General features: G+C 63.7%; 10 protein-coding genes. 7 read left to right on the top strand and 3 right to left on the bottom strand.

The genetic code is table 11. The annotated features are described in order from the left end of the window. Positions 1-123: 123 nt before the first annotated feature. Positions 124-1,584, bottom strand: a complete 1,461-nt coding sequence (locus ACTU46_RS15680) for a YhgE/Pip domain-containing protein (RefSeq protein ID WP_443383683.1) — start codon at positions 1,582-1,584, stop codon at positions 124-126. 111 nt (positions 1,585-1,695) lie between these two features. Here ACTU46_RS15680 and ACTU46_RS15675 point away from each other — a divergent pair, with 111 nt between their 5' ends. The 7 genes from ACTU46_RS15675 to ACTU46_RS15645 all read left to right on the top strand — a co-directional run bounded on the left by ACTU46_RS15675 (position 1,696) and on the right by ACTU46_RS15645 (position 8,229). After that, positions 1,696-4,704 carry a DUF4040 family protein gene (locus tag ACTU46_RS15675; protein WP_443383681.1) on the top strand — a complete coding sequence of 1,003 codons (3,009 nt, stop codon included), beginning with the start codon at positions 1,696-1,698 and terminating at the stop codon, positions 4,702-4,704. Next, a complete protein-coding gene (locus ACTU46_RS15670) occupies positions 4,701-5,165 on the top strand; it encodes a cation:proton antiporter subunit C (protein ID WP_443383678.1) in 465 nt (154 codons plus the stop codon). Before ACTU46_RS15675 ends, ACTU46_RS15670 begins: the two co-directional genes overlap by 4 nt. Continuing rightward, positions 5,165-6,691, top strand: a complete 1,527-nt coding sequence (locus tag ACTU46_RS15665; RefSeq protein WP_443383675.1) for a monovalent cation/H+ antiporter subunit D family protein — start codon at positions 5,165-5,167, stop codon at positions 6,689-6,691. Before ACTU46_RS15670 ends, ACTU46_RS15665 begins: the two co-directional genes overlap by 1 nt. Before the next feature lies 1 nt (position 6,692). Beyond that, positions 6,693-7,127: a monovalent cation/H+ antiporter subunit E gene (locus tag ACTU46_RS15660; protein WP_443383673.1), complete on the top strand. Its 435-nt coding sequence runs from the start codon at positions 6,693-6,695 to the stop codon at positions 7,125-7,127. A 3-nt stretch (positions 7,128-7,130) separates the two neighbouring features. After that, the gene (locus ACTU46_RS15655; protein WP_443383670.1) at positions 7,131-7,403 is read left to right on the top strand and encodes a cation:proton antiporter; all 273 of its coding nucleotides are present in this window, start codon (positions 7,131-7,133) and stop codon (positions 7,401-7,403) included. Between the two features lie 3 nt (positions 7,404-7,406). Continuing rightward, on the top strand, positions 7,407-7,760 hold the full coding sequence (locus ACTU46_RS15650) for a Na+/H+ antiporter subunit G (protein ID WP_443383667.1): 354 nt from the start codon (positions 7,407-7,409) through the stop codon (positions 7,758-7,760). A 196-nt stretch (positions 7,761-7,956) separates the two neighbouring features. Next, complete coding sequence (locus ACTU46_RS15645) at positions 7,957-8,229, top strand: hypothetical protein (protein WP_443383664.1); 273 nt, start codon at positions 7,957-7,959, stop codon at positions 8,227-8,229. Between the two features lie 226 nt (positions 8,230-8,455). Here ACTU46_RS15645 and ACTU46_RS15640 read toward each other — a convergent pair whose 3' ends face one another. Both ACTU46_RS15640 and ACTU46_RS15635 read right to left on the bottom strand, forming a co-directional pair. After that, entirely contained in the window at positions 8,456-8,881 is a 426-nt protein-coding gene (locus ACTU46_RS15640) for an Ohr family peroxiredoxin (protein WP_443383661.1), read from the bottom strand. A 273-nt stretch (positions 8,882-9,154) separates the two neighbouring features. Then, positions 9,155-10,702: a catalase gene (locus ACTU46_RS15635; RefSeq protein WP_443383658.1), complete on the bottom strand. Its 1,548-nt coding sequence runs from the start codon at positions 10,700-10,702 to the stop codon at positions 9,155-9,157. Positions 10,703-10,823: the final 121 nt, after the last annotated feature.

Raw genomic sequence — 10,823 nt, 5'->3', positions numbered from 1 at the left:
TTGGGCGGATCCTCGAGACCTACCCTTCACTGCTGCCCCCTTCACTGCTGCGCCGGACCAGGCCCCGGAATCCCGGCCACATTTTTACCTCTTGACCCCAAAGCTGAGGCTCTGCCAACCCCCTTAGTCCGCCAGGGCAGCTGCTTCGCGGCGCCCGCCCAGCAGGACCACGAAGGAGAGCACGGCCACCGCGGCCAGCACCGCCGCGCCTAACCAGACCAGGGTCGGGTCACCGGCGTTGCCGTTCGCAGTCAGCGCGGCGGTGGCATAGTGCAGCGGAGTCAGCGAGGCAATGATCTCCCATACCGTGCTCACCTCCGCTGCGGCGGCGGACTTCCACACCCAGCCGACCAGCCCAACCTGGATGATTGCCCCGAAGATGGTGAACAGCCCGCCCCAGCGGTCGCCAGCCACCCTGCGCGCAATCAGGGTCAGGCCGGTGGAGGCCGCAGTCATCAGCGCCAGCACCGCCACACCGGCAGACAGTGACAGCAAAGTCATCCCCTGTGACAGGAGGGCGTAGAGGATGCCGCTGAGCGCGACGATCCCGGCGCCACCGAGGATCCGGTCGATCCAGCGGCCGGAGCCGGAGCCCAGGTATCCCACGGCAATGCCGCCGAGGGCAGCCAGAACTCCGATGAGCAGGGCGTACATCGGGGCCAGGGAGCCTGATTCTTCGATCTGTGCGGCAGCCACCGCCTGCCCATCAGCAGCACCGGCACCACTTTCCGGTGTCTGGACCGCCGGGAGGCTGCGCTGGACGTTGCCGAGCTTGTCCTGGGTGGCGGTGGCCATCTGCTCGAGACGTTGCGCGCCATCATCAAGCTCGTTCACGCCATCGACGGCGGTGCCGACACCGCCCTGCAGCTGACTGAGTCCCTCATTGAGTCGCTGGGCACCGTCGGTGGCGGAGTAGACACCGTCGTGGAAGCCGTAGCCAGGTACGGCCAGCTGGTTGGCAACTTCCCGGGCCCCGGTGCGCAGCTGATCAAGCTGGTCGGCGTTTTCACCGGTCAGGGGGAAGGCTTCCACCTGGGTACGGAACCCGGCGAGCTGACTACGGATTTCTTTGGCCTCCGGAACCTTTGACTTCGCTAGTTCGGTGTTGATGCCGTCGATGGCCTGGATCAGTTGCATCTGGATGGCGCTGAGCCCGGTGACCTGTTCCACGGCGAGGGCCACGCCATCGGCTACCTGGTTGGCCCCGGTGCCGAGCTGACCGGTCGCGGCCTGCAACTGCACCATGCCCTCGGCCAGCTGTTGAGCGCCGCCTTTAGCTTCCTCAACGCCGCCGACCAGGTCTCCTGCACCTTCGCGGAGTAACCCGGTCCCGTCAACGAGTTCACCGGTACCGGTGGCCAGGAAACCAGCTTGGGCGCCGGCCTCGCTGGCGGCGCGGCGGGCGTCGACAAGCTCGGCGGGATCAATACCCGCGGGACTGTCTGCGGCCGGAGCGCCCGAGGAATCCCCGGCGGCTGACCAGGAACGGTCCGGACCGATGCCGGCGATAGCGAGATAAACCGCACCGATGATGAGCGGGATAATGACGAGCAGTGCAAGCAGGCGCGACCGGAAGGAGCTCATACCCCGTCAATCTAACTAGGTCAGTGTCCCCTGCGGGGAGGCGCACCGTAATTGCCCTGCTAACCTTTGATGGTCTGAAACACCGCTACCCCGTTGGAGAGTGATCAACCCGTGATCCTGCCGATTGTGATTGCCCTGGCTGGCGCAGCGGTAATTCTATCCCCGCCGCTGGTGCGTCTCATGGACCGGAATGCAGGATGGCCCCTGGCAGCTCTCTTCCTCGCCGCAGCCGCAGCCCTGGGCTCCAAGCTCCCGGGGATCATTGAGGGTGGGCCCCAGACCTGGTCCTTCACCTGGGTCCGGGATTTCCTCGCCCCCGGGGTCGATGTGAATTTCACCCTGAAGGCTGATGCCCTCGGTGTTTCCTTCGCCCTGTTGGCTCTGGTCATCGGTGCGGTGGTTTTCATTTATTCGGCGGCCTACTTGCCGAAACGGCAGGGAAACACCAGCTTCTATACCCTCATGACGGCATTTACCCTGGCGATTCTGGTGCTGGTGCTCGCCGATGATGTGCTGGTGCTCTTCATCGGTTGGGAACTGGTCTCCATCGCCTCCTTCCTGCTGATCGCTCGATCCGGCTCGGGTGGTGAGGCGGGCTCGATCCGCACTCTGGTGCTCACGTTCATCGGTGGTCTGACCCTGCTGGCGGCGCTGTCCATCGCGGCCACCCAGGCTGGCACCACTTCACTCAGCGAGATCCTGGCCAGCGGGATCTGGGGCGAGAAGCCGGGCATCACTGCCCTGGTCGCGGTGCTGATCGCGGTGTCGGCTTTCACCAAGTCCGCCCAGTTGCCCTTCCATTTCTGGCTTCCGGAGGCAATGGCGGCAGCCACCCCGGTCTCCGCCTTCCTGCACGCCGCTGCAGTGGTCAAGGCCGGTATCTACCTGCTGTTGCGCTTCTCCACGATCTTTCATGACGTGGCGGTGTGGAACTGGTTGCTCATCGTGGTCGGTATCTCCACCGCGGTGGTCTCGGCGCTGTTCGCGGTGCAGCAGACCGATCTGAAGAAGCTGACGGCCTACTCCACCGTCAGTCACCTTGGCTGGATCGTGGCCGTCATCGGTGTGGGCACGCCCTTTGCGCTGGCGGCGGCAGTGGTGCACACCCTGGCGCATGCCTTGTTCAAGTCTTCCCTGTTCATGCTCATCGGTGTCATCGACCATGAGAATGGCACCCGCGATATCCGCCGTCTCGGCGTGATCTGGAAGAAGATGCCCTGGACCTTCGGTTCCGTGGTCATCGGTGCGCTGTCCATGGCGGCGGTGCCACCGATGCTGGGCTTCGCCTCCAAAGAGGGCATGCTCACCGCCTTCACCCAGGCGCCGATCGGCGACGGCGCCACCTGGCTGCTGCTGCTGGTTGCCGGTGTCGGCGCCCTGCTGACCTTCACCTATTCCGCGAAGCTCGTCTTCGGTGCCTTCATCGATGGCACCACGGATGGCCACCCACCAGCCCGGAAGGACGTCCACGAAGCTCCGGTTTCATTGTGGTTGCCCGCTGCGCTGCCGGGTGTGCTCTCCCTGCCGCTGGGCTTTGCCCTGGGCCTCTTCAATGAGCCGGTCGATGCCGTGGTGGCCGCCATCGGCGGCCAGGCGGACACCCACCTGGCGCTATGGCACGGGATCAACGTCCCGCTGCTGATCTCCCTGGCGGCCATCATTCTCGGTGTGATCGGGGTGGTCTTCCGTAAGCAACTCTGGCCTGCGCTGGAATCTCGTCATCTGCTGCCCTTCAACGGCAATGGCGCCCTCCAGTCCCTGACCACCGGCTCCGCCACGCTGGGCCGAGGGTTTGCCGGTATGGCTAACTCCCTGAGTCCCTCACGCCACCTGATCTGGCCGGTGCTGCTGGTGATTACTCTCATGCTCTTCACGCTCTTCGGTACCGAGGGTATCGATGGTATTCCGCTGGCCCCGCGCGCCGAAGGCCTGGATAATTGGCTGGATCTGGCACCCTTCCTGATCATCACCGCCGCCGTGGCCGGTCTGATCTGCAGCCGCAACCGGATCACCGGTGCGGTGCTCATCGGCGCCGTCGGTGTGGGCGTGACCCTGCAGATGCTCTTGCTCGGTGCCCCGGACGTGGCACTGACCCAGTTCCTCGTCGAGGCGCTGGTCGTGGTGATCATGATGATGGTCATCCGCCACCAGCCACAGTTCTTCCCCAAGGTGAGCCGGAGCCGCACCATCCGTTCCCTGATCATCGCCGCCTTGGCCTCAGTGACCGCCTTCCTCGCGGTGTTCACCCTGCTCGGCCGTCACGGCCGTTCCGAGATCGCGGAGTGGTATCTGGCCAATGGCCCGGAGATCACCCATGGTCAGAACATCGTGGCCACCATCATCGTGGAATTCCGTGCACTGGACACCCTGGGTGAGCTTTCGGTGCTGGGTATGGCCGCCATCGTCATCGGCGCCGTCGTGTCTTCCTTCCCCCGGATGCAGTTCACCCACGGCACCCACCCGCGTCCCTTCGGCCAGTCGCAGTTGAACTCGCTGCCGCTGAAGAAGGGTTTCGCACTCGTGGCACCGGTGCTCGCGGTACTCAGCTTCCTCATCTTCATGCGTGGCCACGCCGACCCGGGTGGCGGATTCGTCGCCGCCCTGGTCGCCGCCACCGCCATCATGATGACCTATCTGAGCAAGGGCCGCGACAGCATCATCTTCCGCCCCGCCACGCCTTACTTACTCACCGGCATCGGCATCGTGGTGGCCCTGAGCGCCGGCCTGGCCGGCTATGCCGAGGGTGGTTTCCTCACACCGCTCTACGCGGAATTCCTCGGCCAGCACTGGACCACCTCCCTCGTCTTCGATGGCGGCATCTTCCTCGCGGTGCTGGGTATGCTCACCGCCGCGATCAATGCCCTGGGCGGTTATCTGCGTCCGGGGGCAGACTCCGTGGCGGAACTCGACTATGCCCGTTCCGGCGGACTCCTGCCGGACACCCCAGCGCCGAAGCCGCCGGCGGGTCAGGTCGTCGAGCCCTTCCCGGCGCCGATCGAGCCCAACCCCGACCCTGGGGATAATGGCCCGGCCAGGCGGCCTTCCCAGGTCGCGGTGCTGGCTGAACCCGCAGAGCGCACCCAAGCGGACGTCGATAAGCGAAAGGGGAACAACCGATGATCATGGCACTGACCATCGCCGCCCTGGTCTTCGGTGGTGTATTCCTCATGCAGCAGCGCGGCATGGTCCGGCTGGTGCTCGGCATGCAGCTGCTCGGCCATGCCGCAAACCTCATGCTGCTGGCTGCCGGTGTCGGCGCCTGGCGTGGGGAAGTCTTCCTTGACCGGGTTGACCTGGCTGATGCCGCGGACCCGCTCCCCCAGGCCTTCGTGCTCACCGCCATCGTGATCGCGATGGCCACCACCACCATCCTGCTGACCATGGCGGCGCTGGGCAAAAATGACGACACCGAACTCACCGATCCACTGTCCGACCGGCACAACGGGGACACCGAGCTGCACAACTCCCCGATGTCCACCCTCGGTCGTGCCACCCAGTCCCGCGAGGAATTCATCGCCGGAGAACACGCCCGCCGGGCCGCCCACCGCACTCAGATCGAACAGAAGGAGGGAGGTCGCTGATGGATACCCTGCTACCCCTCTTGGTGGCCATCCCCCTGGTCTCCTCCGCGCTGGCCGTCATGGCCCCATGGAAATGGGCCCGCGACCTCCTCCACCTGGCGGTACCTGCGGCCAGCGTGATCGCCGGAATCTGGCTGTTCACCTATACCGCAGAGCACGGCACCATCGCACATAATGTCGGCCTTTTCCAGGGTGGTGTGGCCATCCCATTCGCCGCCGACGCCTTCTCCGCGATCATGATCATCACCACCGGCATCGTGGCGGTGACCGCGAACTGGTTCGCCACCGTCGCCGGGGAAACCCGCTCACGCTACTACCCAGCGCTGACGCTGATGCTGGTCACCGGTGTCAACGGTGCACTGCTGACGGCGGATCTGTTCAACTTCTTCGTCTTCATCGAGGTCATGCTGCTGCCCTCCTACGGGCTGATCGCCATGACCGGCACCGGGGCTCGTTTGGCTGCAGGCCGCACCTTTGTGCTGGTCAATCTGGCCGCCTCTACCCTGCTGGTGGTCGGCGTGGGCTTCGTCTACGGCGTGACCGGCTCCGTCAACATCGCCGCGCTGCAGGGCGTAGCCGCGGGTAATGGCCCGGCGGTGGTGGCGATGGGTGTGATTATCATTGCCATCTCCACCAAGGCCGGACTCTTCCCGGTCCACACCTGGCTGCCGCGCACCTACCCGGGCACCTCCGCCGCCGTGATGGCCCTGTTTTCCGGGCTGCACACCAAGGTCGCGGTATATATGCTCTACCGCATCTACGTGGTGATCTTTGACCTGGAGGACCGCTGGAACACCCTGATCATCGTGATCATGGTGGCCTCCATGCTGATCGGTGGTTTCGCCGGACTCGCGGAGAACTCGATCCGCCGGGTCCTGGCCTACCAGATGGTCAACGGCATGCCGTTTATCCTGGTGATGCTGGCCTTCACCTCCGGCGATCCGCAGCGGGCACTGGCCGCCGGCCTGCTCTACACCCTGCACCACATGATCACCGTCGGCTCCCTGATCCTCACCTCCGGAGCCATCGAAGAGACTTATGGCACAGGTGCACTAAAGAAGCTCTCCGGACTGGCGCGCCGTGAACCCCTGGTAGCCGCAGTTTTCGCGGCCGGCGCATTCTCGGTGGTCGGCTTCCCGCCCTTCTCCGGACTCTGGGGCAAGGCCTATATCGTCATTGAGGTGGCACGCGCCGGGGACTGGCGTGCCTGGGTGGTCATCTCGACGATCATCATCGCCAGCTTCGGCGCACTGCTGGCCATGCTGCGGATCTGGCGGAAGGCCTTCTGGGGCCGACCGATGCAGGGCATACCGGCAACCCTTCGGGTGCGCCCGGGTGTGATCGCGCCCGCCGCTACCCTGATGTTCGTCTCGCTGGCCATGTTCATCTTCGCCGGCCCGCTTATCGACGCCGCGCTCACCGCCACCGAGGGGTTGCTCGACGTTGACAGCTACCAACAGGCGGTGCTGGGTGAAGACCCGGTCGGGGTGCCCGACATGTCCACATTGCAGGGAGGCGTTGAATAACATGCATGTTCTCAGATATACCCCCTGGCTGATCAAGGAAATCTTTGTCGCCGGCTTCACCTTGCTGGTGGCGGCCTTCAGCCGGGATGCCAAGATTGATCCGGTGATTATCCGCTACCCGCTGCGGGTGAGCACCGACTGGCAGCTCTTCTGGTTCTCCACCTCCATCACCATGACCCCGGGCACACTGTCCATGGGCTTCCGCGAACCGGCCGCCCCCGGCGAGCCCCGGACCCTGCTGGTCCAGGCGGTACAGGGCTCCGACCCAGCCGAGGTGTGCGCCTCCTTGGCGGACATGGAACAGCGGATGGCACCCCATGTCCGCGGAATCAACCATGGTGTCCCCGGGCAGGGCCCCACGGAGATTCTCGCGGAACGGTACTACTCCCGCCCCGATACTGCAGTTGCTGCCCCGGCGGACCGGAAGGTGGACTAGTTCATGACCCCATTCCAGATTGTGCTGGCGGTTTGCGGAGTGATCCTGTTGATCACCCTGCTCTCCGGCCTGGCGCTGATCTTCCGGACCCGCGACTTCCTGACCCGCGCCGTGGTCTCTGACCTGCTGTTCTACACCATGATTGCCATGTATCTGCTGTGGAGCATGGATAACCAGACCTCCATCGCCTATGAAATAGCCATCCTGGCCGCACTGGTCGCCGGTGTTCTGCCGACGATCTCGATGGCCCGGATGATCTCCAAGGGAAGGCGGTAGATCATGAGCATCCCAGAAATCATCATCTCGTTGATCGTCGTGGTCGCCACCGTATTTTGCGCCGCCACCGCCATCTCATTGTGGCGCGCCCCGGATGCCTTGACCAGGGTCAACCTGCTCGGCACCACCGTCAGCTGCGGGATCCCACTGCTGATCCTGGCGAAACTGCTGCGGGACTGGACCACCGTCGGCTTCGACCCGAATGACCTGATCCGGGCGATCATCGCCATCGCCGGGGTGTGGATCATCGGCTCAGTGGGCAGCTTCTACATCGGCCGCTCCATCTACGGTGCCACCGAAGTGGATGCCGCAGCCGGCGAAACCGCCGAGGATGGCTCCGATCCTGCGCGGCTCTAGGTGCCTTCCCGGCACCGACTTCCGGGCGCCTGCGCAGGCCACCTCAGGTAGCACTGCGGAAGCACTTGGGGGCCGGAAAATCAGAGTGATGTGCGACACGCCAGGGGCCCTGTTGGGGTAATATCACTTTCACAGCAGATACACAGCTGTGAGGTAGCTTCCCGCACTTTCCCGCGTCCATGAAAAGGAAACTCTCATGCGTTCGAAGTCTGTAGCAGCCATTGCCCTGTCCACCGTCCTAATTCTGGGCGGCACCACCGCCACCGCCAATGCACAGAGCACCACCCCCTACCCGATCTCCGAGATCCAGATCCCGGTCGAGTTCGTCAACACCGTCGAGACCTTCGTCCCCGCCATGCCGCGCGACCAGATCAACGCCGGTCTTCAGATTGTCGGTGCCTGGCTGGCGCTGGGTGTCGCCAGCTCGGTCTGGAGCCTCACCTCTTCCGCCGCCACCAGCTCCCTCTAACTTTCCAGAGCACACAGCGGACAGCCCGCCCCGACCGGTTTCTTCCCGGACGGGGCGGTTTTCCGGTAGCCAGGAGGGATTCCGGGGAATATGGACTGCCCCGGAGCCCCAGCGCACATGCCACCGGAACCGCTGGGATCCCAGCGGTTCCGGTGGCATTCCAACCACTTCCAGCGGCTGCCCGACTAATCAGGAAGAGTCTGGTGAGCGGTTGTTCAACTGAAAACTACGCCAGCTGAACCTTCGTCTCGGCTTCGCCGCGCAGTGCCTTGGACATCGGGCAGAAGGCATGGGCCTCCGCCAGCAACTCTGCGGGATTGTCCAGGTCCGCTACGTTCTCGAATTTCACCTTGAGGACACCGGAAGGCCACAGACCACCCTCGGCGTCTTTACTGATGCTGAATTCCACCGTGACCTCAGGCCGGTGGGCGGCAACATCGATACCGTGGTTTTTCATCATCAGCTGGAGGGCACCGTTATAACAGGAGGACCAGGCCGCCGCGACCAGCGCCTCCGGGTTCACGCCCTCACCATTGCCACCCATTTCCTTCGGGGGTCGGACATCGAAGTCAATGTGAGCATCACCCTTGACGTGGCCGTCGCGGCCACCACCGGTGTTGGTTGCAGTTGCGGTGTAGAGAATTTCTGCCATGGTTATATCCTTCTTCTCATCGGGAATCAGATACCTGCCCCCACCAGCCTAACCAGCCTGCTACCCCACCACTGTCGGGATGGTGCGGGCGTATGGTGGAGGGGATGGTGAAACGGCGGCGTGCCGGTAAATCCCTGACCATCAGGATTCACCGGCACACCGCCGTATTCGATACCACAGCCCGGCCGGTCAACTACCCCGGCGCTGCCCTGATTTCCCCGCGAACATTCGGGGATCAGCGCAGCTCAGAGCCATCAAGTGGCCCTGGCATGACTACTTCTTAGAAGCGAAGAGCTCGCGGACGCGGGCGCCGAGGTTCTCGTCCACCTGGGTCCAGTACCAGTAGACGCGCTCCTCCACACCTTCAGAGACGCCGCCCATGGCGTTCGTGATGTTGTCCGCCAGACGCTCCTTCTCATCATCATTCATGACCTCGCGGTAGAGGATGCCCGGCTGGACGAAGTCGCCGTCCTCCGGGTGCTGCACGAAGGCGGCACGGGTCAGATCAGTGCCGTGCGGGTCCGGGTTGACGTAGACGTCAGTGGCCTGGCCGAGGTCCTGGCCGGAGGAGGAATCTTCGCCGTTGTCCAGGTAGCCAGCGCCCTTGTCGAAGCGGTTCGGGGAGTAGACCGGGGCATCAGCTGCGTTGAACTGGAATGCCATCGGACCCAGGTGGTCATAGGTGTTCACCTGGTGCAGCGGCTGGTTGATCGGCAGCTGACGGTAGTTGGCGCCAATGCGGTAGCGCTGCTGGTCGGCGTAGGCGAAGGCGCGAGCCTGCAGCATGCGGTCCGGAGAGAGGCCGATACCGGGGACCAGGTTGCCCGGGTCCAGGGCGATCTGCTCGATCTGGGCGTGGAAGTTGACCGGGTTCGCATTCAGGACGAAGTAGCCGACGTCCTGGAGCGGGTAATCCTTCTGGGACCAGGTCTTGGTCAGATCGAAGGGGTTCCAACGGTAGTTCTCGGCATCCTCGAAAGGCATGATCTGGATCTTGACGTCCCAGATCGGGTAGTCGCCCTTTTCGATGGACTCATAGAGATCCTGACGGTGGTGATCGGCGTTCTTGCCGGCCATCTCGCCAGCCTCGGCGTCGGTGAAGGTCTCCCAGCCCTGACGGGTCTTGAAGTGGTACTTGATCCAGACCGGGTCGCCGGCCTCATTGATCCACTGGAAGGTGTGGGAGCCGAAGCCATCCTGGTGACGGGAGGTCTTCGGGGTACCGCGGTCACCCATCAGGTAGGTGACCTGGTGAGCGGACTCCGGGGTGCGGGTCCAGAAATCCCACTGCATGTCGGCGGAACGCAGACCGGAGGAACCGAGACGCTTCTGGGAACGGATGAAGTCGGCGAACTTCATGCCGTCACGCATGAAGAAGGTCGGAGTGTTGTTGCCGACGATGTCGTAGTTGCCCTCCTGGGTGTAGAAGCGCATGGCGAAGCCGTGCACGTCACGCCAGGTGTCGGGGGAACCGGCCTCACCGGCGACGGTGGAGAAGCGGATCGCCATCGGGGTGACAGTGCCCGGCTGGAAGAGGGCGGCCTTGGTGTACTGGGAGACATCCTCGGTGATGTGCAGTTCACCGAAAGCGCCGTGACCCTTGGCGTGAGGAATGCGATCCGGAACGTTCTGGCGGTTGAAGTGGGCCAGCTTCTCAATGAGGTGAATGTCATTGAGGACGTTCGGGCCCTGGGCACCAGCGGTGATGGAGACATTTTCGCTGGCAACCGGGGTGCCGTTACCGGCATGGGTCTGACCCGGCTCCGGGGTCTGCCGACCCTTGTTCAGGATGTTGTTGAGATCGTCGTTCTGGGTGGTCATCGACTAACTCCTCATTCTTTATCGCTTAAGACTATCGGCTGGCTATTATTGATAGCCTATACATTTTGCGTGACTCACGCAACCCCATTCTTACATTGTTATATCCATTTCGTCGGGTGTT

Source organism: Corynebacterium sp. A21 (genome assembly GCF_052266655.1).
Taxonomy (GTDB): Bacteria; Actinomycetota; Actinomycetes; order Mycobacteriales; family Mycobacteriaceae; genus Corynebacterium.
The sequence above is the reverse complement of the archived record's forward strand: the minus strand, read 5'-3'. Positions and strand labels throughout refer to the sequence as shown.